At 44.0% G+C, this 24,898-nt stretch carries 26 protein-coding genes; 8 read left to right on the plus strand and 18 right to left on the minus strand.

Translation table 11 applies throughout. The features are described 5' to 3' along the window. Positions 1 to 315: 315 nt before the first annotated feature. The 3 genes from J4N43_RS20235 to J4N43_RS20245 all read left to right on the plus strand — a co-directional run bounded on the left by J4N43_RS20235 (position 316) and on the right by J4N43_RS20245 (position 3,756). Positions 316 to 930, plus strand: coding sequence for a 3'-5' exonuclease (locus tag J4N43_RS20235; RefSeq protein ID WP_062731003.1), 615 nt, complete (start codon positions 316 to 318; stop codon positions 928 to 930). A gap of 173 nt (positions 931 to 1,103) precedes the next feature. Next, complete coding sequence (locus J4N43_RS20240) at positions 1,104 to 2,864, plus strand: ABC transporter ATP-binding protein/permease (protein WP_062731004.1); 1,761 nt, start codon at positions 1,104 to 1,106, stop codon at positions 2,862 to 2,864. Between the two features lie 499 nt (positions 2,865 to 3,363). Further along, the gene (locus J4N43_RS20245; RefSeq protein WP_005376463.1) at positions 3,364 to 3,756 is read left to right on the plus strand and encodes a hypothetical protein; all 393 of its coding nucleotides are present in this window, start codon (positions 3,364 to 3,366) and stop codon (positions 3,754 to 3,756) included. 40 nt (positions 3,757 to 3,796) lie between these two features. On the opposite strand, the gene J4N43_RS20250 is transcribed toward J4N43_RS20245, so the two are convergent. The 4 genes from J4N43_RS20250 to J4N43_RS20265 form a co-directional block, all read right to left on the minus strand. After that, complete coding sequence (locus J4N43_RS20250; protein WP_062731005.1) at positions 3,797 to 4,801, minus strand: metal-dependent hydrolase; 1,005 nt, start codon at positions 4,799 to 4,801, stop codon at positions 3,797 to 3,799. A 328-nt stretch (positions 4,802 to 5,129) separates the two neighbouring features. Then, entirely contained in the window at positions 5,130 to 5,588 is a 459-nt protein-coding gene (locus J4N43_RS20255) for a hypothetical protein (protein ID WP_005388759.1), read from the minus strand. A gap of 93 nt (positions 5,589 to 5,681) precedes the next feature. Continuing rightward, positions 5,682 to 6,710, minus strand: a complete 1,029-nt coding sequence (locus J4N43_RS20260) for a phospholipase A (protein WP_062731006.1) — start codon at positions 6,708 to 6,710, stop codon at positions 5,682 to 5,684. Between the two features lie 226 nt (positions 6,711 to 6,936). Continuing rightward, positions 6,937 to 7,440, minus strand: coding sequence for a DUF2938 domain-containing protein (locus tag J4N43_RS20265; RefSeq protein ID WP_062731007.1), 504 nt, complete (start codon positions 7,438 to 7,440; stop codon positions 6,937 to 6,939). 84 nt (positions 7,441 to 7,524) lie between these two features. Between J4N43_RS20265 and J4N43_RS20270 the strand changes: the two genes are divergently transcribed. After that, the gene (locus J4N43_RS20270; RefSeq protein ID WP_062731089.1) at positions 7,525 to 7,932 is read left to right on the plus strand and encodes a helix-turn-helix domain-containing protein; all 408 of its coding nucleotides are present in this window, start codon (positions 7,525 to 7,527) and stop codon (positions 7,930 to 7,932) included. 72 nt (positions 7,933 to 8,004) lie between these two features. On the opposite strand, the gene def is transcribed toward J4N43_RS20270, so the two are convergent. The 8 genes from def to J4N43_RS20310 form a co-directional block, all read right to left on the minus strand. Beyond that, entirely contained in the window at positions 8,005 to 8,511 is a 507-nt protein-coding gene (def, locus tag J4N43_RS20275; RefSeq protein WP_005388756.1) for a peptide deformylase, read from the minus strand. A 234-nt stretch (positions 8,512 to 8,745) separates the two neighbouring features. Next, complete coding sequence (locus J4N43_RS20280) at positions 8,746 to 9,210, minus strand: ABZJ_00895 family protein (RefSeq protein ID WP_017820978.1); 465 nt, start codon at positions 9,208 to 9,210, stop codon at positions 8,746 to 8,748. 32 nt (positions 9,211 to 9,242) lie between these two features. After that, a complete protein-coding gene (locus tag J4N43_RS20285; RefSeq protein ID WP_053349143.1) occupies positions 9,243 to 9,572 on the minus strand; it encodes a YceK/YidQ family lipoprotein in 330 nt (109 codons plus the stop codon). Positions 9,573 to 9,964: 392 nt separating this feature from the next. Further along, positions 9,965 to 10,504 carry a tetratricopeptide repeat protein gene (locus tag J4N43_RS20290; RefSeq protein ID WP_053349144.1) on the minus strand — a complete coding sequence of 180 codons (540 nt, stop codon included), beginning with the start codon at positions 10,502 to 10,504 and terminating at the stop codon, positions 9,965 to 9,967. Between the two features lies 1 nt (position 10,505). Beyond that, positions 10,506 to 11,213 carry a hypothetical protein gene (locus J4N43_RS20295; RefSeq protein WP_053349145.1) on the minus strand — a complete coding sequence of 236 codons (708 nt, stop codon included), beginning with the start codon at positions 11,211 to 11,213 and terminating at the stop codon, positions 10,506 to 10,508. Positions 11,214 to 11,577: 364 nt separating this feature from the next. Next, positions 11,578 to 13,023, minus strand: a complete 1,446-nt coding sequence (locus tag J4N43_RS20300) for an AGE family epimerase/isomerase (RefSeq protein WP_053349146.1) — start codon at positions 13,021 to 13,023, stop codon at positions 11,578 to 11,580. A gap of 107 nt (positions 13,024 to 13,130) precedes the next feature. Beyond that, a complete protein-coding gene (locus J4N43_RS20305) occupies positions 13,131 to 13,673 on the minus strand; it encodes an AAA family ATPase (RefSeq protein WP_053349147.1) in 543 nt (180 codons plus the stop codon). Between the two features lie 290 nt (positions 13,674 to 13,963). Continuing rightward, the gene (locus J4N43_RS20310; RefSeq protein ID WP_053349148.1) at positions 13,964 to 15,307 is read right to left on the minus strand and encodes a magnesium transporter; all 1,344 of its coding nucleotides are present in this window, start codon (positions 15,305 to 15,307) and stop codon (positions 13,964 to 13,966) included. 215 nt (positions 15,308 to 15,522) lie between these two features. On the opposite strand from J4N43_RS20310, the gene J4N43_RS20315 reads away from it, so the two are divergent. Next, positions 15,523 to 16,398, plus strand: coding sequence for a universal stress protein (locus tag J4N43_RS20315; protein WP_053349149.1), 876 nt, complete (start codon positions 15,523 to 15,525; stop codon positions 16,396 to 16,398). A 43-nt stretch (positions 16,399 to 16,441) separates the two neighbouring features. Here J4N43_RS20315 and J4N43_RS20320 read toward each other — a convergent pair whose 3' ends face one another. Together J4N43_RS20320 and J4N43_RS20325 are read right to left on the minus strand one after the other, a co-directional pair. Then, positions 16,442 to 16,831, minus strand: a complete 390-nt coding sequence (locus J4N43_RS20320; RefSeq protein WP_005376487.1) for a MazG nucleotide pyrophosphohydrolase domain-containing protein — start codon at positions 16,829 to 16,831, stop codon at positions 16,442 to 16,444. A 26-nt stretch (positions 16,832 to 16,857) separates the two neighbouring features. Beyond that, on the minus strand, positions 16,858 to 17,286 hold the full coding sequence (locus J4N43_RS20325) for a PaaI family thioesterase (RefSeq protein ID WP_031781242.1): 429 nt from the start codon (positions 17,284 to 17,286) through the stop codon (positions 16,858 to 16,860). 211 nt (positions 17,287 to 17,497) lie between these two features. Between J4N43_RS20325 and gloA the strand changes: the two genes are divergently transcribed. Together gloA and J4N43_RS20335 are read left to right on the plus strand one after the other, a co-directional pair. Further along, positions 17,498 to 17,884, plus strand: coding sequence for a lactoylglutathione lyase (gloA, locus tag J4N43_RS20330; protein ID WP_005376490.1), 387 nt, complete (start codon positions 17,498 to 17,500; stop codon positions 17,882 to 17,884). 11 nt (positions 17,885 to 17,895) lie between these two features. Then, on the plus strand, positions 17,896 to 18,996 hold the full coding sequence (locus J4N43_RS20335) for an alkene reductase (protein ID WP_104976130.1): 1,101 nt from the start codon (positions 17,896 to 17,898) through the stop codon (positions 18,994 to 18,996). Positions 18,997 to 19,113: 117 nt separating this feature from the next. Here J4N43_RS20335 and nifW read toward each other — a convergent pair whose 3' ends face one another. Beyond that, positions 19,114 to 19,389: a nitrogenase-stabilizing/protective NifW family protein gene (gene nifW, locus J4N43_RS20340; RefSeq protein WP_158159344.1), complete on the minus strand. Its 276-nt coding sequence runs from the start codon at positions 19,387 to 19,389 to the stop codon at positions 19,114 to 19,116. A gap of 241 nt (positions 19,390 to 19,630) precedes the next feature. Between nifW and J4N43_RS20345 the strand changes: the two genes are divergently transcribed. Then, complete coding sequence (locus J4N43_RS20345; protein ID WP_158159343.1) at positions 19,631 to 21,481, plus strand: acyltransferase family protein; 1,851 nt, start codon at positions 19,631 to 19,633, stop codon at positions 21,479 to 21,481. A 79-nt stretch (positions 21,482 to 21,560) separates the two neighbouring features. Here J4N43_RS20345 and J4N43_RS20350 read toward each other — a convergent pair whose 3' ends face one another. The 3 genes from J4N43_RS20350 to katG all read right to left on the minus strand — a co-directional run bounded on the left by J4N43_RS20350 (position 21,561) and on the right by katG (position 24,813). Beyond that, positions 21,561 to 22,031, minus strand: coding sequence for an RES family NAD+ phosphorylase (locus J4N43_RS20350; protein ID WP_005376497.1), 471 nt, complete (start codon positions 22,029 to 22,031; stop codon positions 21,561 to 21,563). Position 22,032: 1 nt separating this feature from the next. Next, positions 22,033 to 22,485, minus strand: a complete 453-nt coding sequence (locus J4N43_RS20355; RefSeq protein WP_017820987.1) for an Xre family toxin-antitoxin system antitoxin — start codon at positions 22,483 to 22,485, stop codon at positions 22,033 to 22,035. A gap of 153 nt (positions 22,486 to 22,638) precedes the next feature. After that, complete coding sequence (gene katG, locus J4N43_RS20360) at positions 22,639 to 24,813, minus strand: catalase/peroxidase HPI (protein WP_158159342.1); 2,175 nt, start codon at positions 24,811 to 24,813, stop codon at positions 22,639 to 22,641. Positions 24,814 to 24,898 lie beyond the last annotated feature (85 nt).

Raw genomic sequence — 24,898 nt, forward strand, 5'->3', positions numbered from 1 at the left:
CGTGATGACATTCATCTTTAAAATCAAGCCGTGAATGATGCCGAAGTGGATTTATAAAATCAATTTATAATCAGTATTTTATATCGAAAGTTAATGCTTAATTGAAACGAATCGAAAAGCCGAAAAACATTTGAAATATAAGGCTACCGCACAAGCCGCGATGGGTAAGCCAGAACGTGCCTGTCCATAAACAGTGGACGACGAACACTGACTTTGTGGAGTAAAGATAGACAGATATTCACCATTGTGTTCGCCTTTCTTTTTCTGTCGCTTTCAATAATACTCTTGCGCAATATTACTCAGCTGGAAAATTTTATGCCTCAAGCAAACTCTGTGGTCGTACTCGACTTTGAAACCACAGGTCTCTCTCCTACTTTAGGTGATCGCGCAATAGAAATTGGTGCAGTAAAGTTAGTCAATGGCGAGGTTGTCGATAGTTTTCAGCAACTCATGAATCCCGGTTTCAGAGTGAGTTCTTTCATTGAGAACTACACCGGCATTACCAACAATATGTTGCGATCGGCACCAAGCTGCGAAGAGGTAATGGCGTCATTTAGTGAGTTCATTGCTGGCGAGAACCTTGTCGCTCACAACGCGTCCTTCGATAAACGATTTTTAGATGCAGAGCTTGAGCGAATCAACTGTGGTTATTCAGGTGAGTTTGCTTGCTCCTTACTGGTGGCAAGACGGCTCATTCAAGATGCTCCGTCACACAAGCTAGGTGAACTTGTTCGCTATAAAAATATCGACAACGACGGCGTTTTTCACCGCGCACTAGCCGATGCACAAATGACGGCCAAGCTTTGGATCTTAATGGTAGAAGGATTAGAAAACTCAGGTATCGTTAAGCCAAGTTTTCAGTTGATGCAAGCAGTTAGCAAAACAGCCAAAGGAAAAGTCGACCTGCTACTCGCCAAAAGCCGTGCGTAACACCCTCCGAACTAAAAGCTGATTCTAGTCTCTTCGACGTTTAAGTGATTTTCGATATACATGCGATATTGGTTATCCCAGTGAATTTCCTAATCCGAACGCGGTAGTTCGCTGGTCTCACCAACCAAACTGGCTTACTATGCCAGGTACCTAAAACGCTTTGTGAGTCACTCATGAGCAGAAAAAATAACAAAAATCTCAGCATTCTTCTTAAACTCAACACCTTTATTGCACCGTATAAATGGCGGGTTGCGGCGGCCTTGGTTGCCCTTGTCGCGACAGCAAGTTTGACGTTATCCGTTGGCTATGGAGTACGCATACTTATCGACCAAGGCTTTGCTCAGCAATCATTGCAAGAGCTTACCAATGCGATTCAGTTTATTGTCGGTGTCACATTGTGTATTGCCATTGGGACTTTCTTTCGCTTTTACCTTGTCTCTTCCGTAGGTGAGCGCGTTAGTGCGGATATTCGCCTTGCGGTGTTTAACCATGTGATTACGCTGCATCCGAGCTATTTTGAGACCAACAGTAGTGGCGATATTATGTCACGCCTGACTACCGATACCACATTGCTGCAAAGCATTATTGGTTCATCGTTCTCGATGGCGATGCGTAGCGCTTTGATGTGTTTTGGTGCCATCATTATGTTATTCGCTACCAACGTTAAGCTCACGCTGATTGTGCTTGCTTCTGTGCCTTTGGTTCTGGTTCCGATTTTGTTTTATGGACGACGCGTGCGTGCTCTCTCTCGCCAAAGTCAGGACTCAATGGCCGATGTTGGCAGCTACGCTGGAGAAGCGATAGAACATATTAAAACCGTGCAAAGTTTTAGCTCAGAGTCGCATGAACGAGCGGCTTTCGCTGTCGAGGTGGAAAAAGCTTATGAAGTAGGTAGACAGAGAGTAAAACAGCGCGCGATCCTGATATCAGGCGTTATTGTGATTGTGTTCAGCGCGATTGCAGGCATGCTTTGGGTAGGCGGCAGCGATGTGATTCAGGGAAAAATGTCTGCGGGTGACCTAGCCGCATTTGTGTTTTATGCCATTATGGTTGCCTCATCGACTGCAACCATTTCCGAAGTCATGGGTGAATTGCAAAGAGCCGCAGGTGCTACCGAACGGCTGATTGAGATCCTTCAAGTAGACAGTGATATTAAAGCGCCAAGCAACCATTTGCCTGTCCGTGCCGACATGCCTGCTGAGGTTAACTTTAATTCGGTGAGTTTCAACTACCCTTCTCGCCCAAATCAACCAGCAATCAAAGAATTAAATCTAACCGCTGAACAAGGAAAAGTACTGGCGTTGGTCGGCCCTTCTGGTGCAGGTAAAACAACACTATTCGAACTGCTGCAACGATTTTATGACCCACAGCAAGGGCAAGTGTTGTTTGGTGGTGAAGATATTCGACAGTTCGACCCAAACGAGCTTCGACGTCAAATGGCGCTCGTACCACAACAACCAGCGCTGTTTAGCCATGATGTTTTTCATAATATTCGCTACGGTAATCCTGAAGCGACGGATGTACAAGTTATCGAAGCCGCGAAAAAAGCCCATGCCCATGAGTTTATTGAGAAGCTTCCCGAAGGCTATCACAGCTTTTTAGGGGAGCGCGGCGTTAGGCTATCAGGCGGACAAAAGCAGCGCATTGCGATTGCTCGCGCGATTCTAAAAGATCCAAAAATCTTACTGCTAGACGAAGCTACCAGCGCCCTTGATAGTGAAAGTGAACATCACGTTCAGCAAGCACTTGAAGCTCTAATGAAAGGACGCACAACGCTGATCATTGCTCATCGTCTTTCGACTATCCAACATGCGGATAAAATTGCGGTGCTCGACAATGGCGAATTAGTCGATGTTGGTAACCACCAATCATTAATGCAAAGCTGTGAGTTGTATCAGCGACTTGTGGCATTGCAATTTAAGCACTTGGAGTAACGCCTAGTTAAGCGCTCAAAAATAAGCAAAGGCGGACCAAATAATTTAATAACAGGAGTTTAACGATGTTTTTGTGTCAGTCCAGCGAGCCCTTGCGAGACTAGGAATCTAATAGCAGCGCTCTGAGTGGTTAATGAGATAATTTAGACCATGAAAAGCTAGGATAGAAGATCCCACATCATATCCCATCGTCGCTGTACAAGGTGACGAAATACAAAAGATGCCACTCGCAGTTAAACGAGCGGCATTAAACCAAGCAGCTCGCCTTTTAACAAAGGAATTCCAGTAAGAATCCAGTAACCAGCGTATTCTTCCTTCAACTAGAAACACCGTTCACAACCACCATATAAAAACCATTCAACTTCATTTGTAACAATCTAGGTTTCAAAAATAGGAAATCATTGCTGAAAAAGTTTACCGCGTTTTGTGTTGCTATCTATGGTTACAATGTTTGAGACATCAATGCCTTTAAACCAAGCAACACAAAAGCGGCACCGATATGAACAGCGAAGCGAAACAACTATTTTCTTATCTATGTCAGCGATACGATGCGCTTTCTCAAGAGCTTGAGTCTCGCCCTTTTCCTGAATTTTCTGAGACTATTACTCATCCTCTTGGGCACTGTTTAGTCCGTTGCCCAGCAGGTAGCCAACGCTTTTCTATTGTAGCAGTCAACTTTGCACCCTCCGTTCGCGGGCAAGGCGTGCTTACTGCATTTATCGACTACATCAAAAGCAATCCTTACCACTACCAAGGTGTTGAGGTTGCAATCATTGAAAACAAGAACTTAGCTAAACGGCTTTTGTCTCTTGGCTGGAAGTACAAGTCCCTGTTTGGCAAGATTTTCTTCGCTAGCAAGCCGACCCTAGTAAAGGACTTTCAGTCTGCGTAATAGTTATTACGAAACCGCATCGACATCCAAAGTAAAACCATCACTCAAAATCCGTAAGCATGTTGAAAAAAACTTGGCGATCTTCTGCAGTACTTCCTCGATGAGCAGTGTATTCAACGTGCGCGTCTGCGCTGGCTTTTGGGGATAGATTGATGCCCCATAACGCATTAATTTGGTTTGGTACGATGGAATAACGCATATCAACAATTCGCATTTCATTATTCGGATCCGTCGCTACAAAACCGTTTGAAAACCAACGGAAACGTTCGATGTCTCTTGCTTGTTGCGATTGCGGGTTTAGCCACGGAAATTGCTCTTTTATATTTAACTTTGGAGTTGATTCGCCAGGGTAAATTTTTATTGAACGCCCCACCCTTACGGCATCTACATAGTAGCTCTCTTCCGTTTCATAAATTAGTTTCCAAACCAAAAGATTGCTAAAGCTTGGTTTGGCTTTTAATTGTATAGCGTTGTGTTGTCGCTCTTTGACGATTTCCCAACCAACTGCTTCTGCTCTATCTCGTTGGATCATTCCAAGGCTTAGGTAAGCCAGACACCATAAAAATGCAATGCGGGCATAGTTTGGGCTTCGCTTCAGTGCAGCAAACAAAAGCAATATTAAAATAGGGAGTGTGAACGCGGGGTCGATTACCGAAATAGTGTTCCAAGCATAACGCGTGTTGCTTATCGGCCATAGAAGCTGTGTTCCATAACTGGTGCATGCGTCTAATAACGCATGGGTACTATAACCAAGCGCGCAGTAAAACCAACTCTGCCGGAAGCTTAGTCCTCGCTTTTTTGCGAACAATGGATACAACACCAAAGCACAAATGAAACTACCAAACGGGATAAACAAGAGCGAGTGAGTAAATTGGCGATGGTATTCCAAATACAGCAAAGGATCAGTTGAAGAACGGATGAGCACATCTAAATCCGGAGCCATCCCAGAGACCACGCCCAACACGCCAACAACTGCAAGGTTTCGCTTGTTGCTCACGGCCAGTGGCAAAGCTGCACCCAATAAACCTTGCGTTAACGGATCCATCGTTCACTTCCTTTAGATAGATGAAGCTCAGCTGGAAAGCGTACACGCTCAATAGTCGGTTCCAATTTAAAAACCAGAAGGTTCTTCGACATAAATTATCCGCATTTAAGTGGAAAACAATACACGACTTAGTCATGCATTTGCTTGTTTAGCAACAAACACCTTGATTTAGTGTAAGAAGGAATCACGCCGTTCGCTAGTGAACGAACAAATCTGAGTCTAGGCTTGTTTGGTATTTCAAACCCGAAGGTTTATCTGACGCGAAAAAACAAGGCGAACCAAATGGCTCGCCTTGTTTCTAATTTACTGAACGATAAACGACAGGTGTTTAGTCTTGAGGATTCTCTTTCGCGTTGATTTCAGCGTAAGTGTGCAGCAGCTCCGTCAATGTTTTTACCCACGCAAAAACATCCGAAGGTGCATTTTCGATTAGTTTTTCCACTAGAGCACAGTGTGTTTCTAGCGTGATGGCCTCTTCCAAACGGAATGAGATCGCGTAGAAATGCCAAAGCACCAATCGCGTCATTCGCTCGCTATTTTGCTTTGCGTTGTCTGAGTCATCAAACGCTTGTTGAATTTCACTCAGTGCGATTGCTGTCATGCGTAGCATTGCATCAAGACGTGCAGACAACATGCGGTCTTCACTATCCACTTCTTCTTGATCAAAAGTGAACAGCTCATTCATCACGTCTTCTGGCACCATTTTACTGATCATACGAGCACTAAACTCTTCCAGCTCATGGCGAGGCATAGTTACAAGACAATCGAAGGTGTAATCACGAAGCATAAAATCACTCTAGGTTAGAAATCAATTTCAGCCTCGCATTCTAAATATTGAAATTTCAATTGCCAGTGTTAATTTCTATCCATCTACGAAAAACTACAAAACACCGTTGATTGCAATACCAACACCAATCCGCTGCTGATTATGATCATAGTCGATCAAGCTCTTACCATAACCCGCTGAGTATTGTGCGTACCCCTGAACTTTGCCCCAAATCGGAAATGACACACCCAGTTCTGCAAAACCCTTATGTGTTTGAAAGTTCTGGCGACCTAAAAAGGTAAACTCGTAACCATTCCACTTGTAAGCACTCGATAGCTCAAAGTGTCCCATATAGTCTTCGATATCCGGGTTATCATCACCTTTGGGATCATTAGGCGATGTCTTTTCATCTTCAGGTATACGCCACCAAGGCTGGATAGAAACCGCAAAATTGTCTTTTGCAAAGGTTAAGTTGGCATAGACACGGTTCCAACTGCGCGATAGCTCTTGTCTTTGGCCATTTGATTCATGCTCAATACCGAAACCCAGCCAAGTTGAGCCACCAAGCGGCTGCCAACTTGTAGGAGTGAAGTAAAACAGCTCAGGACGATAATTGGTTTCACGGAATGGACGAGATGCTGCACCCGTGTATACCTGCCAAAATGATTTAAGAGTCATTCCAAAAAACAGACCATCGCCATCAAACAACAAGTCATCATAGTTCATTGGTACTTTAAAACTGATTTGGAACTCCGCCTCTTCCTTACGCAGTTCATCGCCGTATTTGGTGTCGGCATACGCGCGTTTATTTACACGATCACTGTATGTAAACGGAAGAATATAGTTAACGCGATGCGCGACCAGACTAAACGGTTCGAACGCGTTTTCTCGTTCTGATTCCAAACGCTTGTCGACCAAACTTTCCTGAAGTTCTTCAGGCTCTTCAATTTCTGGATCAGCGGGCACTGTGCTGGTTACTGTGTCAAGCTCACACTGCGCGCGAATGCTCTTTATGGTTTCTTCACCTTTGCTTTGCTTTATTTTGTCTAGCAAACATAAATCATAAGCACTGGATGTTTCTCCCATCGCAACTGGCGCTGCCAATAAACTCAGTATTGATATCCCTGCCACTTTTGAAGCCATCTGAAACCCTTAATATTCTTTACGTCAAACCAGATAATTTTAGTTTTTCTTGGTAAACCGCTTGCCATTCTGACGTTAAGACAATGTTAAATGTCCGCCGACTTTACATCTTGGATAAATGCAACAGACTTTAGACATATCGGCCAACTATGAGCAAAGCGCAAAAAACAACCAAGAGTTGAGCATCATAGATAAAAACCACTCGTTTGCATGATGCTCATGTTCTCTATGCAAAATACTGGCTCGTAACTTTGATTGCAAACCCGGCTATGAATAAACCCAAACCATAACCCAAATGCGCCAATGTGCTAAGAAAACGGGCTTTCCAAGGTGTTGGGGTTTTACTCGCAGCAAAACCAAATCCTAGACAAGGTTGAATGACCAAAAATGGGAAGATCAACGTTATCACGCCTGTAATTAAGCTGGGCATTAGACTGGGCTCTACCAACCAATGATGACCAAAAACAGTAACGTGAGCCAAAGCGAAAGTAACGCCGATGGCATAATGCAAAAACCAGCCAAGTGACTTTTCTCCCGGCATCGCCTCTGACGCCATAATTGGCGCATGCATAAGCTTTCCTTGGGGCATGTACAAAACCCAGCGCGCAACCAACGCATAGTTTAATGAAGGAATACCAAACACTCTCCTTTGTAACCATGCCCATAAATCCATTATCAAAGTGGCACCAATCCCTATTAGCACCGCTTGCAATCCCATTAAAAGCAGCATTTTTCTCTCCTCATGTTTTTGATTTGTTAAGGTCTTAGTTGCATGCTACAACTTAAAGCCAACTTGAAGTCAATGGGGAATAATATGGATATTGCAGAAGTGGTTAGAAAATCAGGATTGCCGACTTCAACGCTCAGGTACTACGAACAGCTGGGGTTAATTCGCTCGATAGGAAGGAATGGATTGAGACGCCAATATTCACCAGAGGCACTCAATACACTCAATTTAATTAGTTTGGGGCGTATCGCTGGAATATCGCTTAACGAAATGGCAGAAATGTTGAATCAATCAGAAGTTTCAAAGCCATATATCGATCGTGACTTACTAACGAAAAAGGCACTTGAGATTGATGAGCAAATAAAACGTTTGAAAGCGGTGCGAGACAGCCTAAACCATGTCGCCTCCTGCCCTCATGAATCGCATATGGACTGCTCTTCATTTCAAAGGCTTATGAAGGTCGTAAAGCGTTATCTCCCCCAAAAACAGAGATAAACCGCTCTCACTACCGTCCTATTCTTGATTTAAAAGGAAGTAACTCGACATGGAGGGTTACTTCCTTTCATATTACTTAGCTTGCGATTTTACGTACTTCTTCACTTTTTTCATCGCCATTTTTTGCTTTAACGGTGAAAGGTAATCAATGAACAAGTTACCAGATAGGTGATCAATTTCGTGCTGCATCACAATCGCCAAGAACTCATCGCTCTCGATTGTAATCGGGTTGCCATCACGGTCTAGTGCAGAAACAACAACTGACGTGTAACGCTCTACATCTGCGTAGTACTCAGGAACAGAGAGGCATCCCTCTTGACCAAGTGCTTTGTTTTCTCCGCTCACCACTTCTGGGTTAACCAAGATTAAAGGATCATTGCGTTCGTCAGAGATATCGATGACAACAACCGCCTCTTTTCTGCCTACTTGGGTTGAAGCTAAACCGATACCATTGCCCGTTGCGTAAAGTGTTTCTAGCATATCGTCTATCAGCGTTTGTACTGTCGATACATCAGTGACTTTTTCTGCTTTTACTTTAAGCCTTGGGTCTGGAATGGAGAGAATTTCGAGGACTGCCATACTTACCTTTCATATCTATAAATCGTAATTCGTGGCGAATTATACACACGTTTCTCGATACATAAACCTGCTAAGCTATCTTGCGCACAAGGCATAAACCATTAACTCAAACGACAACACAATAAATGGGTTTGCCTTTTAAACAAAAAATCCTACAAACAGGAAACTAAAACGCCAGCACATTATGGCTGGCGTCTTGTCATGATCCTAATTGAATCGTTTGTTGTATTTTATCTACTGACTTTCCTTGGCTTTGAGTAACACTCTAATCGCCATTTTCTCACCACTTTTTAAAATTAAGTAGGCGATGCCAATCGTTATTAGCATTATGATAGCAATAAAAATACTTACCCCACCGAGCTCAGATAATAAATAAAACGGAGAAATATCTAACGACATTAAGATAAGAGAGAACACTACCAAACTTGCTAAAGTCCACAGTAAAACAGCATACCATCTTGTTTTTGATGGCATTACATCTCCAGTCTTGTAGCCGAAGTAATAACCAACACTCATGGCTGGGATTAACGTGCTAAGAAAGCCTGTACCACTCATTTCTATCCCAACAATATATTCAATGGCCAACAGCAATGCAGCCCAACAAACGGACGCCAGACACAACAGAGACGTAACAAGAAGTACCGATGGTGGCTGGTTTATTTCTGATTCTGAATAGTTACTTTTTAATTCCACTTTCATTTCCTTCCATTTATTTGAATAAAATAAGCGTTTTAGATCATGCTTCCGCTTGGACAACCTAGAGAAACAACACCGCCATAACTCGTTGTTGGTGTAGCTACCATGACTAAATCAACAGGAAGAAACACAACGTCCGTTGCTAACGACAAAGGAATGTCAATCAATGATAGTGGGTATAACGCGATAGAAGTAATATCAGCTCTTAAATAGCAAGGTTGTCGTGCGACTGATAACGCGGTGCCTGAAAACGGCTTTCCGTATCCGCCACCAGCATGCGCATCTATAGACGAACACCCCACCATTAAAGATGCTGACACCACAAGAAATACAACTTGTAGCTTTTTAAATAGTTTTATTTTCATTTAACCTAGATTCCAACTAACTATTATTTTTACAACTAAACCCTCTCTCAAATTGTATGTTCAATGAATTTACTCATATGGGCCAAGTGCAACCATGTTAATACGTTCTATGTATTAGAAACAATTCATTTATTTCCAATGACACTAGTGAGATCATGCGACGTGATTGGAATCTCACTTAAGTTTTCATGGATCTATCGCGCTGAAAATTGAATCCTCTACCTGTCATAGAATAAAAAGCCGTCAAAACCAGTTGGTTCTGACGGCTTTTTATTTTCTATTACACACTCGATTATTGTTGCAGATTCGCTGTGGCTTCTACTGCTTTGTAGAAGTCCAGCACTCTCTGTTTGAGGTTCGATTAAAACCCTATAAAACATTAAGCCGCAATATTAATTGAGTTGTTCTATATAGCGATTCAGCTCTACCGCATATGTTTTTTCATCAATCGCAGTGTCACCTATTTCTTCATCTAGAAATCCAAGTAGCATTTGTGCACCACCTTCACCATTATTTAACGCTTGCGTCAAGTAATAGGCTGAAAGCACCTTATTTTCAAGTAAACCACAGCCATCATCATACAAACATGATCCTAAATAAAATTGTGCACTAGCCAACCCATCATCAGCAGCCTCTGAGATTAAAGAAAAGCCCCGCTTAACATCCATGACTTTTGGCTCTTTCAGAAGGATTACCCCTAAAAGCTCTTTACTATGAACATCATCCACTTCGATAGCTTTGATCAATAAAGACTTTGCTCCTTGCACATCACCTTGTTCATAAAATTTATTTGCTTCGCTGTACAACTGCTCTGGAGCTTCTCGGGTCTTAGTTAGGAGGCTTTCTGTCGTTTTAGTTGCCTCAAACTTTGACGTAGTATCGTTACATGCCGTAACAAGGAGCACTACTAATAAAACGTTAACAATTCTCATGTTATTCCCATGTGCATTTGATAAACAAGACTGCTGTCGAGTATGAATCGTCATACTGACCGCTTACAATTTGAAACTTTGTATTGATAGGAGCTTTAGCACTAGCTTCACACATATTGGCAATTTGACCACGAACATAAGCACTCGAATCAAAGTTATACTTGTCTTCTTGAGAAATTATACTTGCTAATGAAACTCTAGATAGTTGAGGAGCTTTCCCATATTCCCTTTCAACTTTCAAATACTTCACATTAACAATCAAAATGCAGCCAGATGATTCTAGATTTGCATTGTGTACTCGATTAGCTAGTACTCTAACGTTTTGTCGGATAATATCAAAAAGAAGCATAGCTCTGCCTTTCTGTAATACCATCCCTAAGGCCATGGCTCTTCCACTATTTGCTTTCACTGCAGTAGAAGCTAGAGTTGACGACTGTATTAGAGCTAGAGACGAAAATTTACGTGAAGGAATAACAGCTTTGTTTTTCCAGTGCATTCGAACTGTTAACATACCAGACTTAACCGCCATGTTGCGATCTATCTGTTCCTTAAGCTTTTGTAACCTTTTCTCACCTGTAATATCATTTGGAAGCTTACGTAATGGTCCCGCAAGAGAAGTATCTTTTATGGTATTAACGGGAATTTTCTCATTATCTAATTTGCTTCTTAGTTCGACACAAGAGCTAAATAGTTTGTCAGCTGGATACATGTAATTAATGTAGTTTATTGATAACGGCGTATCTCTCTCGTGCGTTAGTATAGAAATAAATATACATAATGATTCTCTCAAAACCATCACTATGAACCGAATTGTATAAAGTTCCAAGCTCTAAGTTGTCCTAATTGTGAGATATACCCTAATCAATGAAAGTTAATTTATAGTTGGATATTTGTTAGAAAAAACTCAGCGGTCATTACAAATAAACATTCGTTAACTATATGTGTTGTCACCATTACATGTAAGATTATTAAAAATAAAGGCTAACCAGTTGGTTAGTCTTTATTGATATTACTGCTACAATTTTGCTTTGGCTTTTACGCGGACTTTAACTAACACATCACCATCGACCAACCTAAGGTCGAATATTGGTGAATGTCGCGCTGGTGACTCCATCACTTTGTGACGACAGCGATTTTACGTCTGCGCTAAAGTAATACGGATTAAGTGGCATTTTATTCTCTGCTGGTCGCGCGTAGTAAAGCTTGGCAGGCTGTTTTGCCATTTGTTGCGCGTACAAATACCCGACCAACGCATGTTCAAACTGGTGGTAACCATTTCCCCAATGGAACGCTTTGGTTGATTTAGGGCTTAGACCGACGCCTCCATATTGATGATCCACCCATGCATCCATAAAAGTGGGTAACGTGTATTGAAGCGTTTCTTTCATCGAACCATCAACAAGGGAAACTGTCATTGCCGCTTGATCGAGCTCTGCCCATTCCCAAGACGAGCTATAGTGCTTGTATGGTCTTGATTGCCAAGCAGGAATGCTCTCTTGCGTCCATTTACTCTGCCATTCTGGTGAGAAAAGCGCTTTGACTTGCTCAAAGTTTTGCTGGTATTGCGCTTGCTTAAGCGTGTGTTTCATTCCTTTAAAACCAAACTCTGTCCACTTTGAATTTTCCAACAACTGACCTGTCAGATACGTCATCCAATACGCCTTGATGGTGTGTCCAAAATCATTGTGTTTCGCATCTGGCATCATTACCGCTTTGTGGTGTATCGCGCCATAAAAGCGCTGCTCTTTGACGGAATGGTAGTTATCTATCATCACTTGCGTCAGCCATTGCAGATCTTGCTTCCACTTGGCTTGCGCTGGCGGTGGTAAAAGTGGCGCCGTTAACAACAGATAGCCATTGATCTGGTCAAGTTGAGCGACTAGCTCTTGCTGCTTCGAACTTTCCCCATCACCGTCTTTCAAAACCCAAGCCAGACCGCGAGCATCGCTTCGTCGGTATTGTTTAAATATAAACGCTTGCTGGTCGATAAGCGCTTGTTCGACCTTTGGATCTTGCGTCAAGTAGTAGTACATCGCCAAGCCCACCAAAGCGTAAGCTTGGTCTTGAGAAGTTCGCTGTTGCCACTCCATCCCCGGTTTTCCACTACGCGTAAAGCTCACGAAGCCGCCGTTTTTCTCATCTTGTAGATGATCAATCAGGTAATAAGCCCCTTTCTTTGCCAGCTCTAATGCTTGCTTGTCACCCGTAAGATGAAAAAGCACGCCATAAGCGTAAGTTTGGCGCGATTTCATGCGGGTGTATTCGCGATCGAAGTGCGGGCTAATCCACCCTTTGTTTAATTCTTCACACGGCTTTTGTGGGTCGAGAATGACACCGTTATCACAACGAAAAGTCGGAAAATTCCCCGCAGGTTGTCCATGCGCGCTTTCCATCATCCAATATGGGGCTAGGCCATTCGTCACATGGTTTAACCAATCATCCCCCGAAGGCAAGCCTACATCAGCAAAGCTGCTCATGCTCGTCGTTGCGAGCAATAAGGTAAGATATTTAAAAGACATAACACTCAATTAAGTTATTGAATTTTATCCAGTATAAATAACTCCCTTTACGCATATTGTTGTCGTGCTCACAATCGCCTTACGCATTTGTTTGCATCAATCATCTTTCAGCCTTGTTCGATGACTGAGCCGAGAATAAACGCTACTCTGTCTTCGACTGACATTTTGGGCACTTCGATCAATTGATAACCAAATTTGTGATAAGCGCTGGCCATCTGTTGATACGTAGCCACCGCTTCAGAAAAATCTTGCTTTCGCTCTTCGTCGTTGCTGAATATCGATGCCCAAGGTGGAAAAATGAATACTTGAGAATGATAACGAAGCATCTGGCAATGCGTGATGAGCTCATGCGAGATTGAAAGTTGTTCCAACTTACTGTAGCCATATACGTCCACAATACTGCGATCAAAAAACACGTCCCCTTGGTGGGCATTGAAAGCTCGGTAATTACTCACTTCTGCCTTCATCATTTCGTCTCGAAAAGCTTGTTTGTCATTCCAAGGTAATGCTGAACCGTGATTGGCAACCTGCGTTTGTATTATTTGACGGCCGGTTTCTGGCGCGCAGATAAAGCCTTGTGTTTTTAGCTGTTCGATTACCGAAGTTTTCCCTGCACCGGGACCACCAGTGAATACGATGAGTTTATTCAAAATTGTTTCCTTATTTTTTGTTTGAGTGAAGTAATGCGTATACAGCCAAGAAAATGGGCATCATCTGGCGTTTGAAATTGGCATTTGGCACGCCAGCGTTAAGCGAGATCGGTAGTGGGAAATTTGGGGGAATAGAACTGGGCAGTGAAGAGATATACAAAGTAAGAACCGAAACGACGTGTTCATCGGTTATGGAAAACGGAGGAATTTTGAGCGAACCAAACGTACCCAAAATATTGGGTTAGGAAATGGTGCGATTGGTTCTGCTGGTTAACACGTCAATTGGATATCTATATCAAGAAAATGGAACCTAAGCCTAAGAACGCAAAGAAACCGACGACATCGGTAACGGTCGTCAATACTACCGAGCCAGCCACGGCGGGGTCAATGTTAAACTTCTTCAACGTGAATGGTATCAACGTACCCGATGCCGCGGCCGCCAAACTATTTAGGAAAATGGCACAGCAAATAATAAGTGCCAATGGCCAAGAGTCAAACACCATGTAAACGACACCCGCGATCACCAATCCCATAATTAAACCATTAATGGTGGCGATTTTTAATTCCTTATTCACCAATAGCTTCAAGTTACTTTGGTGCAAGTGGTTTAGTGCGATACCTCGAATGGCCACCGCTAAGGTTTGGCTACCCGCGATGCCGCCCATGCTCGCCACGACAGGCATTAAGATCGCAAGCGCAACGACTTGCTCGACCACATTATCAAAAAGCCCAATGATGGCGGAGGCTACGAAAGCGGTCAGCAAGTTAATCACCAACCAAAGTGCTCTTAGCCTTGTCGCCACGCTTAATGGTGTAAACAAATCTTCTTCGCTTCGTACGTTTTCTGCCACTACAGCTTGTAGGCTGAGTTCGCGCAACGTAATCGCGATGGTCGCCATCGACAAGACGCCCATAATTTTGCCACCAGCCATGATAGGAAACCAATGTGCTCCACCATCAATCGAGACTTGTTTGCTGACGCTTTGAATCGTTTGAATATCTTCTAGAATTGGCGTAACTACGGTCAAGTCGGTAAGTTTGATATGATTTTCGTGCATCAACAGGGTTTGCGGCTCTATCGTACCAATCACACCACTCGCATCACGCACAATAATCAACCGCACTGGACTTTGCCCACGTTTTAGCAGCTCGGTTTTGATGCCTCCTACGCTGTTTTTAGGGTTTGCGACCAGAAAGTGAGGCTCGGCATAACGTCCAACTTTGTTGTCTTCATACGACAATGCTTGTTGGATATGCGCGACAGACTCTTCACTTTGATCAATAAGGTATTCATCTACAAATTCGGTCGGTAGAAAGTCCGCAAAGATGATCAGTTCTGAATCCGTTATGTACGCCAAGCGTTCATGTTGTAAGTCTTTATTGAGTGATTGATGAATGTGCTTGGCGGTGTCGTATCGGAGCAAATTTAATACCGTCCAATACTTCTCAGGCGGCACTGCTTCTATGACACGCTTACGGTAAGCAATGTTGACCGATTCCAAAATGTTCGCAATCTGTGCTTCTTGATAGTCTTTCAAAAAGCTCAAGTCTTCGGTCGATTCTATCGCTTTAATGATCTCAGCAAGCAAATGTGGCACTTTGCGGTTAATTTGCAATTGGTTGGAATCTATCATTACTTTTACCTATAGCTTTCACTACCACATTCGCCGCATTGACGATATGTGCTATCCGAAGGCATGAATTCTTGATGTTAAAATTCTAGGCGATAGTTGACTTAATTGCGGAATTTATATTTCGCTCGCAGAAACAAAACGCCTCTGCATCAGTTCATGGTATAGACTTGAATGTGTGTCAGGCTCATTCGCCTTGTTTGATAATGGAGTAATCAATGGCACCTGTATTTTTTCTGACTCAGCAGGCCGCCTTACCAAGTCGTAAGGTGCTTCGTAAAGTGATTCAATTTTCGACAGCGTTGGCTCAGCCTATTGTGGTTTTAGTGGAAGACCATCGCCGAAGTGAAGATCACGCATTCGCTCATTTTCTCAGTTTCAACTCTGACCATATAAAAAAAAGACAAGCTGAGTTTGAAGCTTGGACCTTAAAGTTCAACGCATTAATTGTCGAACTTTGTGAAGAAGAAGAGCTTGAAACACCAACGCTCTCTTACGAGCATTTCAAAGGGAGCCATTGGGTTGAGCAAGTTGCGAAACGACTTGTTGACCACACTGACTTACTGCTCGTGGGACACTTTAACAAACACGAGATTCAAACGATGCTCACAGAACTAGCACAACAAGATTGCGACTTGTTGCTACTGAGTGAGCGGTCATGGCCTTCTCACGCCAACATGCTTTGTGCAATCGACCCACTTCATCGAGGGGATGAAAAGTCGATAGTAGATAAAGCCATCGTCTCGCGAGGCTCAAAATTAGAACAAACCTTAAGCGGGAAAATGACGCTCGTTTACTGCCGATACGTCGCACCATACCTCTCTCGCTATCGTGCAGAGATATTAAGCAATCAAAAAGCAGGCATTACAGATTTTATTAGTGCGCAAAAGTTAACGCGAGTTCCATTACTATTACCGGAAGGAAACCCTGAAACGGCGTTACCAAAAGCAGTTAAGCAATCACAAGCAGCGATTTTGATTATGGGGGCATGTAAACGAAGCATGTCATCTCAATTTTGGTCTGGCAGCACTGTAGACACGTTACTTGATCAACCACCTTGTGACCTACTGTTGGTCAACAGTTCCAAGGGCTGACTAGGTATTCCCTATTAACCAACCCTTTCAATACCAAGCGCAGTTATTGGCTCTTTACATCTTCTAACTGCGCGGCTTCGTGCTCTGCGTTCAAGGCTTGTTTCTGCTGCTGTTTTATCTCATCCCAACTGCGTCCCGACTCAATCGCAGATACACGCTGATCGTATTTGTTGCAGGCTCTTTCGAGTACTTTCTCAGGATCTATGCCCTTTTCTCTTTCCAGCGCTTTTAATACGTTAAGATAGTTCCACAACACATCGCCTAACTCGTCTTCCAAATGACAAAGGCGATCCTCACGAATCTCTTCGCGGACTTCATCAACTTCTTTGCCAATGGCCTCCAGATAAGTCTCTACGCCTTTAAACCAAGTGTTGGTTTGGTCATATTGAGATTTTCTCGTCGCAATTGCATACAGCTCATCAAATTTCTTCATTGCCTCTCCGTAGAACACGTTTTTATTTATGCCTTTTTAGGACGAATAAACTTCCCTTTAGCCGTCACTCTAACTTCGCTTTCGACCCGCAATTGAGCCACCAGTTGATATATACCGCGTCGTTCACCTTCACAGTGTGCAGTAATCGTGACTCGATCATCTAACTGAATAGGTGCATGGTAGCGCACATCCAACTGCGCCGTAAGGGCTTGAATGTCTCTAGATAACAAACAATGCGTCATTGCACCATCGAGAAGCGAACTGGCAATACCACCATGCAACAGGTCTGTGTAACCTTGATGACGCGGTAAAACGTGAAACTCTCCGACAACAGAACCATCGGCTAGGTATTGGTAGTTCACGGCCAAAGAGTTCGGATTCACATTAATTGAAGAACAAACCGCACATTGATGATGAGATTCGTGAGTGTAATGACAGTAGCTGTTTGTGGACATGATAGTTACTCGGTTTCTCAAAAGATTAATTAGCATATGCCAACAATTAAAAAGAAACGGCGAGTAATCTTTGTTTGCATGTTGCAGGGCCAGCAACCTCGCTTTTCATAACACTAAATAATCATTTTCATAATTAACGATAATTTCCAGTTTATTTAGAGTGGCGATATGGTTTGCATAGTGATTACGCAACGTTATGAAAAGGCGACTTATGAAGTTTCTCCACACGATGATCCGTGTAGCTGACCTAGACAAATCTATCGAATTTTATACAAAAGTTCTGGGAATGAGTGTTTTGGATCGTTTTGAAAACCAAGAATACCGTTACTCACTGGTGTTTGTTGGTAACCCTGATCAACCAGATGGCGCGACCATCGAGCTAACTTATAACTGGGATACCGACAGTTACGACTTGGGTAACGCATTCGGACACATGGCACTGGGGTCTGAAGATATTTACGCCGCTTGCGAAAAAATTAAAGCGCTTGGTGGCAACGTTACTCGCGAGCCAGGTCCAATGAAAGGCGGAGAAACTCACATCGCGTTCATTAAAGATCCCGATGGTTACCAAATCGAACTCATCCAAACTCAAAAATAACGAGGTTTCCTATGACAGATGCATTATTTCAACCCATTCAACTTGGCTCTCTCTCATTAAAAAACCGTATCGTTATGCCTCCGATGACGCGTTCTCGTGCTTCTCAACCAGGTAATATCGCTAACGACATGATGGCGACCTACTATGCTCAACGTGCTGAAGCGGGCCTAATCGTTGCTGAAGGCACACAAATTTCGCCAATGGGTCAAGGCTATGCATGGACACCAGGCATTTACAGCCCAGAGCAAATTGCTGGCTGGAAAAAAGTAACTGATGCAGTGCACGAGAAAGGCGGCACTATCTTCGCGCAATTGTGGCACGTTGGTCGTGTGACTCACCCTGATAACATTGGCGGTGAGCAACCTATTTCTTCTTCTGCGCTAAAAGCAGAAAACGTGAAAGTATTTGTCGATAACGGCACAGACGAACCGGGCTTTGTCGACGTGGTTGAGCCACGTGAAATGACCAAACAAGACATCAAGAACGTTATTGAAGAGTACCGCCAAGCCGCACTAAACGCGATAGAAGCCGGATTCGATGGTATCGAGCTTCATGCAGCGAATGGCTACTTGGTTAACCAGTTTATCGATTCTGAAGCGAATAACCGCACCGATGAATACGGTGGCTCTATTGGAAACCGTCTGCGTTTTCTTGGTGAAGTGATAGAAGCGATGACGCAAGCCATTGGCGCTGAGCGTGTTGGTGTTCGTCTTGCGCCATTCACTTCGTTAAATGGCACCGTTGATAGTACGCCAGTCGAAACCTACACCGCCGCTGCAGCGCTGCTTGATAAACTCAATGTGGTTTACATTCACATTGCAGAAGTGGATTGGGACGACGCGCCAGACACTCCGCACAACTTTAAAACCGCAGTTCGTGAGGCGTACAAAGGTACACTGATTTATGCCGGTCGTTACAACGATGAAAAGGCGCAACACGCGATCGAAAGTGGTTTAGCTGACATGATTGGCTTTGGCCGTCCGTTTGTTGCAAACCCCGACTTACCAAGCCGCATCAAGCATGGCTATCCACTGGCAGAACATGACCCTGCCACATTGTTCGGCGGCGGTGAAAAAGGCTTAGTGGACTACCCTGCGTACCACGCGGGTTAATTCATCTACGTAAAGCTGATTCGCAACTCGCGACAAACCAATAGCGAAACCAAAAGAACCTTGCTCTTCCCCCTGTAACGCCAAGATGCAGGGTTCTTTTTAGGCAAGCCATCAGAATTAACGTCTTTGACAAGATGTACAACCTCGACACGCAGAGCGAGTCTTTTTACTGAGCAAACTGCGTTGTACTTTACAGTAAGCATTCTTTAAAGCACGACGACCTGAAAACCAATCATCCGGTTTAGTGAGGATTGAGTAGCCGTGAAACCTCTTAACCAACTCGGTTCGATTGTTTTCGATAAATCGGCTATCAAACTCGATGTCGAAGTAATTCAAAGCCTCTTCGATACAAGTAAAGCTGGCAATTTTTTCCTGAATCGTATTCTTTGTCATCGTTTCTTTAGCGTAATCATTTTCAATGAAGTCTAAGTGCCTCGCGCTTTACGTTCTTTGATTTAGCGCTTCTTAAGATCATTCTTTATGGGTTTTCCATATTGAAATTCAATTTGGGAATTCGTTAACCCACCTAGCATTTTCATTTTGACAATCACTTTAAGACACTGATTTAAATAAACATTATTTCTGGTTCATATTTTGCTCTACTTCATTAAACGGAATGTTGGAGCAACACGATATGACTTACAGAGCAGAAGTAGACGGATTAAGGGCGATTGCTGTCACGTTGGTGATTTTGTTTCATGCAGGAGTTGAGCAATTCGCTGGTGGCTTTATTGGCGTCGACGTGTTTTTTGTGATCAGCGGCTATTTGATCACCACCATCGTGATTAACGACTTAGAAAACCAGAAGTTCAGCCTTGGTGATTTTTATGAGCGACGCATTCGTCGCATACTCCCCCTCTTACTGGTGGTGATCGCCGTCAGCTATTTGATGTCTTGGTGGCTATTTTTGCCGCAAGCACACAAAGACGTTGGTCAATTTGCAGTGTCTTCCATTCTCTCTTCATCCAACATTCTTCTGTATTTGAAAGGCCACAATTACTTCGGTTTAGAAGATCAAGCCAACCCGCTGTTCCACACATGGAGCTTGGGCGTTGAAGAACAATACTACATTGTCATTCCTTTGCTACTCATGCTACTCGCTCGTGGTAAAAACGCGTTTTACCTGACTTTTTTTATCACGGTATTTGTGCTGAGTTTGATGACTATTGTCTACGCGAGCAACGATCCTGATTTCGCTTTTTACATGATCTTCTCTCGCGCTTGGGAGCTGGCAACCGGTTCATTACTCGCATTAGTGATGAGAAAAGTCCAAGTTCAATCTAACGATACTCTAGCAACCATTGGCATCGTTTTGATATTGGCTTCCGCGCTTTTATTTGAAAAATCGCAAGATGGCGCGGGCATTACGCTGCTGGTGCCGGTCATCGGTAGCGCGTTGGTGATTTTGTTTGCCTCTAAAGGCAATGTCTGCGGTAGATTACTGAGCCTAAAGTGGGTCGTGTTCGTCGGCTTAATCAGCTACAGCTTATACTTGTGGCACATTCCATTATTTGTCTTTTACCGCTACGTGTTGGACACAACACAAGACATCAATATCCCGCTTTACGTGATCGCTCTTTTTGTACTGTCTTACTTCACTTGGCGCTTTATTGAAAAGCCGTTCCGTAGCCGAAAAGCCATGAGCATGCGCACTGTGTCCGCGGTTATTGTGTTGTTGACGTTGCCCTTGCTAACACTCGGCGTTATCGGTCATCAAAACGGTGGTTTTCCAGAAAGAAGCGCATTTTTCGAGGCCATGCGCGTTAACAACGGTTATGGTTTAGATTGCAACGGCAACACCAACGTTAACGATGTGTGCTCGTCTGCGCCGCAGCCCGCCATCGCTGTGTTAGGCAATAGTCACAGCATGGTTTACGTGAAGCGTCTATCTGAAGTAACACCAACTGGCGTGGTGCAACTTACTCAAGATTCCTGTGCGGTCGGTTATGTCGACATCCTAGAAGCTGCTGGCTCAATTTCTTGCCGACAGTTCTTCAATGAGGCTGTCGATACCATTCTAAGTACCCCTTCCATTCGTCGCGTTGTTATCTCTTCTAATTTCAATAAAGAGCTTTCACAAGCCGATTATGAAGCATCATTAACCAAATTATTGAATGAACTGAAAGGAAAGGAAGTGGTCGTTTTCGGTCCAACCCCTTCTGCACCGTTTGCGGTAGGAGAATGCCTTTGGAAAGCGCGTTTGTTTGGCGAGACAGAAGAGTCTGCCTGCGACTTTTCTCCCAAACAACATCACCCTCAAAACGTGGCGAAGTTAGTGAACTACTTTGAGCAATTTGAGCACGTTGAGTTTGTCGACTTGACCGATGCCATTTGCAGAAATGGCGTATGTCGAATGAGAGTTGGAGCAAACAATGCGATGTATACGGATGACAGCCATTTATCTTACAAAGGCGCTGAGTTGGTGCTTGGGCATTACCTCAACACTACAAATGAAGCGCAACAGTTCACTTACGACCGACAATAACCAAGGAAATAAACTTTTATGCTTCAGCGCTTATCTCAGGTAAGCGCTGAATGCTTTAAAGCAAGACAAAGCTAGGCGTCTATTTGAAAATGCGCGGATCAAACGCGAAATCGAGCTTTTCGGCTTTCTTGATGATCTCTTTCATTTTGGGATGATTTGGATTCACCACGTAGTTTTTATCACGAGGTGAAATCGTTGAAGGCACTTGCAGCGCGGCAAACTCTGGATGAGGATCATTGAGAAACTGATCACCAATGTACTGCGTAGACTCGCTCGCCGGTATTGCCCGCCACGTCACAGGGAGATCTTCTTCATCTAAGGTGGCGATGAGGTATTCTGGCATTTCAATACGATATAAATCGTAAAGTTTGGTGATAGCAGGATCGTTGTTTACGTGAACAAATACTTCCAACGAGCAAAGGGATTCCGATTCAGAGAAGTAGAGGGCTTCGGTTCCTTTTGAGTTCCATCGCCCTCCAAACAACTTTGCGCCAACGGGGCTGAATGGCGTGTCAGCAAATTTCTTTTGTGTGAGACGATAGAGCTTCATATTACGAGAATACCCCGTGCTCTAAACGGCCGATCAAATCTTTTACGATTTCAAAATCCACCGTGGTCGAGACCATATCAAGTGGACGTTTTCCACCTAAGCCGTACACATTCTCTCTCATCCATTTTAACGCGCGCTCTTCGTCGTCAAACAGTTCTGTCGCGAGTTTCAATAACATCGCTAATCGATAGATTGCATCACTTTCTTGCGTATTGAAGCGCTCATCGTTTTTTAGACGACGCTTGATCGTGCTAACAGGTATCAATGTGACGTTTTGAAACTCACTCTGAGAAAGCTTCACACGCTCAACAATATTGCGATACACCTTTGGCTCAAAGCCTTTGTGAACCGCATCAGTGCGACCTGTTTCAGCGTCTTCAATACCCAACATAAACCAGAAATTGGCTTTATGAGGTTGTTTCGGTTTGAAGCTTTTTAATGCTGCAGTTGCCATATCAAGCTCCTATGGTTCATATGGTCCAGTTATTATGGTTCAAATGAGCTTAACTTTCAATCAAAGTAAAAAGATAGGTAAAGAAAAAGGCGAGCTTTTCGCCCGCCTCTCTTACTTATTCATCAACCCATTTACCGACGGGCATCGTTTCACTTATTGCAAGTCAAAACGATCCGCGTTCATGACTTTCGTCCATGCGGCGATGAAGTCATGGATGAATTTTTCCTGATTATCATCTTGCGCATACACTTCCGCATACGAACGCAGGATCGAGTTTGAACCAAAGACAAGATCCACTCGAGTAGCCGTCCACTTCACAGCGTCGGTTTTACGATCACGGATTTCATATTGATTAGCACTCACTGGTTTCCACGTATATGCCATGTCAGTAAGGTTCACGAAGAAATCATTCGACAAAGTGCCTACTCGGTCAGTAAATACGCCCTCTTTTCCACCGCCGTAGTTACTGCCTAGAACGCGCATACCACCGATAAGTACCGTCATTTCTGGCGCCGTTAGCCCCATAAGCTGAGCACGATCTAATAAAAGCTCTTCTGGCTTAACCGCGTAGTCTTTCTTCAACCAATTTCGGAAACCGTCAGCAACAGGCTCAAGTACTTCGAACGATTCCACATCCGTCATCTCTTGGGTGGCATCACCTCGGCCTGGCGCGAATGGTACGGAAACATCATGACCTGCGGCACGCGCAGCCAGTTCAATACCTACGTTACCAGCAAGCACGATAGCATCTGCAACACTACAGCCCTCTTCTGCTGCTATTTTTTCTAACACCGCAAGAACACGTCTTAGACGTTCAGGTTCGTTCCCTTGCCAATCTTTTTGCGGAGCCAAGCGAATTCTCGCGCCATTTGCACCGCCTCGGCGGTCAGAGCCACGGTAAGTACGCGCACTATCCCACGCCGTACTTACTAACTCACTAATGGATAGGCCACTTGCTTCGATTTTTGTTTTTACTAAATCAACATCGTAGTCTGTCTTACCTGCGGGCGTTGGGTCTTGCCAAATAAGATCTTCGCTTGGCACATCAGGGCCGAAATAACATGATTTTGGTCCTAGATCGCGGTGTGTCAACTTAAACCAGGCACGAGCAAAAACGTCATCAAAGTACGCAGGGTCATTTTGGAACTTTTCTGCAATCTTACGATATTCAGGGTCCATTTTGAGCGCCATATCGGCGTCGGTCATGATTGGATTGTAGCGCTTAGAACCGTCTTCAACATCGACAGGCTTGTCTTGTTCTTCAATGTCGATGGGCTCCCATTGCCACGCGCCGGCTGGGCTCTTTTTCAGTTCCCAGTCATACTTAAATAGTAGGTGGAAGTATCCGTAATCCCATTGTGTAGGGTGTGTTGTCCAAGCACCTTCAATACCACTCGTTACCGCGTCACGGCCAATGCCACGTGTTTTGTGATTAATCCAGCCAAGACCTTGCTCATGAACGTCTGCTGCTTCGGGCTCTGGGCCAAGGTTTGCGGCATCACCATTACCATGACACTTACCCACCGTGTGACCACCAGCTGTGAGCGCGACGGTTTCTTCATCGTTCATTGCCATTCGCGCAAAGGTCACTCGCATGTCATGTGCTGTTTTGAGAGGATCTGGGTTACCGTCTACCCCTTCAGGGTTCACATAGATAAGACCCATCATTACCGCAGCAAGCGGGTTTTCTAAATCTCGCTCACCAGAGTAGCGGCTGTTATCAGCGTCACTTGTGGCTAACCATTCTTGCTCAGACCCCCAGTAAGTGTCTTTTTCTGGGTGCCAGATGTCCTCTCGTCCAAACGCAAAGCCAAAGGTCTTAAAGCCCATGGATTCGTACGCCATGTTACCGGCAAGGACAATCAGGTCTGCCCAACTTAGTTTGTTGCCATATTTTTTCTTGATTGGCCATAAAAGGCGTCGAGCCTTATCGAGGTTAGCGTTATCTGGCCAAGAGTTGAGAGGAGCAAAGCGTTGGTTGCCTGTAGCAGCACCGCCACGGCCATCCGCAATACGATAACTGCCCGCTGCATGCCATGCCATTCGGATCATTAAACCACCGTAGTGTCCCCAGTCGGCAGGCCACCAGTCTTGGCTATCAGTCATTAAATCTTTTAAATCTTTTTTAAGTGCTTCGACATCTAGCTTTTTCAGTTCTTCTTTGTAATTAAAGTCCTGACCAAATGGGTTGGTTTTGGAGTCGTGTTGATGCAGGATGTCTAAGTTCAAGGCATTCGGCCACCAATCCATCACCGACTTATCTGTAGATGTTTGCCCACCATGCATAACTGGACATTTACCTACCGAACCGCCGTTTGCTTTGCTCATATAATGCTCCTTCGTGTCGTGGTTGTGGTAACCACTCTTTGTTATTCAATAAATCGAATATCCACCTCAAACAGCGTAGTTCATA

The sequence above is a fragment of the Vibrio sp. SCSIO 43009 genome (assembly GCF_023716525.1).
Classification (GTDB): Bacteria; Pseudomonadota; Gammaproteobacteria; order Enterobacterales; family Vibrionaceae; genus Vibrio; species Vibrio alginolyticus.

What these genes read in the sequence shown, in the direction of transcription:
- J4N43_RS20235 (WP_062731003.1), top strand. Translation starts at nt 316, where the DNA reads ATGCCTCAAGCAAACTCTGTGGTCGTACTCGACTTTGAAACCACAGGT.
- J4N43_RS20240 (WP_062731004.1), top strand. Translation starts at nt 1,104, where the DNA reads ATGAGCAGAAAAAATAACAAAAATCTCAGCATTCTTCTTAAACTCAAC.
- J4N43_RS20245 (WP_005376463.1), top strand. Translation starts at nt 3,364, where the DNA reads ATGAACAGCGAAGCGAAACAACTATTTTCTTATCTATGTCAGCGATAC.
- J4N43_RS20250 (WP_062731005.1), bottom strand. Translation starts at nt 4,801, where the DNA reads ATGGATCCGTTAACGCAAGGTTTATTGGGTGCAGCTTTGCCACTGGCC.
- J4N43_RS20255 (WP_005388759.1), bottom strand. Translation starts at nt 5,588, where the DNA reads ATGCTTCGTGATTACACCTTCGATTGTCTTGTAACTATGCCTCGCCAT.
- J4N43_RS20260 (WP_062731006.1), bottom strand. Translation starts at nt 6,710, where the DNA reads ATGGCTTCAAAAGTGGCAGGGATATCAATACTGAGTTTATTGGCAGCG.
- J4N43_RS20265 (WP_062731007.1), bottom strand. Translation starts at nt 7,440, where the DNA reads ATGCTGCTTTTAATGGGATTGCAAGCGGTGCTAATAGGGATTGGTGCC.
- J4N43_RS20270 (WP_062731089.1), top strand. Translation starts at nt 7,525, where the DNA reads ATGGATATTGCAGAAGTGGTTAGAAAATCAGGATTGCCGACTTCAACG.
- def (WP_005388756.1), bottom strand. Translation starts at nt 8,511, where the DNA reads ATGGCAGTCCTCGAAATTCTCTCCATTCCAGACCCAAGGCTTAAAGTA.
- J4N43_RS20280 (WP_017820978.1), bottom strand. Translation starts at nt 9,210, where the DNA reads ATGAAAGTGGAATTAAAAAGTAACTATTCAGAATCAGAAATAAACCAG.
- J4N43_RS20285 (WP_053349143.1), bottom strand. Translation starts at nt 9,572, where the DNA reads ATGAAAATAAAACTATTTAAAAAGCTACAAGTTGTATTTCTTGTGGTG.
- J4N43_RS20290 (WP_053349144.1), bottom strand. Translation starts at nt 10,504, where the DNA reads ATGAGAATTGTTAACGTTTTATTAGTAGTGCTCCTTGTTACGGCATGT.
- J4N43_RS20295 (WP_053349145.1), bottom strand. Translation starts at nt 11,213, where the DNA reads ATGTATCCAGCTGACAAACTATTTAGCTCTTGTGTCGAACTAAGAAGC.
- J4N43_RS20300 (WP_053349146.1), bottom strand. Translation starts at nt 13,023, where the DNA reads ATGTCTTTTAAATATCTTACCTTATTGCTCGCAACGACGAGCATGAGC.
- J4N43_RS20310 (WP_053349148.1), bottom strand. Translation starts at nt 15,307, where the DNA reads ATGATAGATTCCAACCAATTGCAAATTAACCGCAAAGTGCCACATTTG.
- J4N43_RS20315 (WP_053349149.1), top strand. Translation starts at nt 15,523, where the DNA reads ATGGCACCTGTATTTTTTCTGACTCAGCAGGCCGCCTTACCAAGTCGT.
- J4N43_RS20320 (WP_005376487.1), bottom strand. Translation starts at nt 16,831, where the DNA reads ATGAAGAAATTTGATGAGCTGTATGCAATTGCGACGAGAAAATCTCAA.
- J4N43_RS20325 (WP_031781242.1), bottom strand. Translation starts at nt 17,286, where the DNA reads ATGTCCACAAACAGCTACTGTCATTACACTCACGAATCTCATCATCAA.
- gloA (WP_005376490.1), top strand. Translation starts at nt 17,498, where the DNA reads ATGAAGTTTCTCCACACGATGATCCGTGTAGCTGACCTAGACAAATCT.
- J4N43_RS20335 (WP_104976130.1), top strand. Translation starts at nt 17,896, where the DNA reads ATGACAGATGCATTATTTCAACCCATTCAACTTGGCTCTCTCTCATTA.
- nifW (WP_158159344.1), bottom strand. Translation starts at nt 19,389, where the DNA reads ATGACAAAGAATACGATTCAGGAAAAAATTGCCAGCTTTACTTGTATC.
- J4N43_RS20345 (WP_158159343.1), top strand. Translation starts at nt 19,631, where the DNA reads ATGACTTACAGAGCAGAAGTAGACGGATTAAGGGCGATTGCTGTCACG.
- J4N43_RS20350 (WP_005376497.1), bottom strand. Translation starts at nt 22,031, where the DNA reads ATGAAGCTCTATCGTCTCACACAAAAGAAATTTGCTGACACGCCATTC.
- J4N43_RS20355 (WP_017820987.1), bottom strand. Translation starts at nt 22,485, where the DNA reads ATGGCAACTGCAGCATTAAAAAGCTTCAAACCGAAACAACCTCATAAA.
- katG (WP_158159342.1), bottom strand. Translation starts at nt 24,813, where the DNA reads ATGAGCAAAGCAAACGGCGGTTCGGTAGGTAAATGTCCAGTTATGCAT.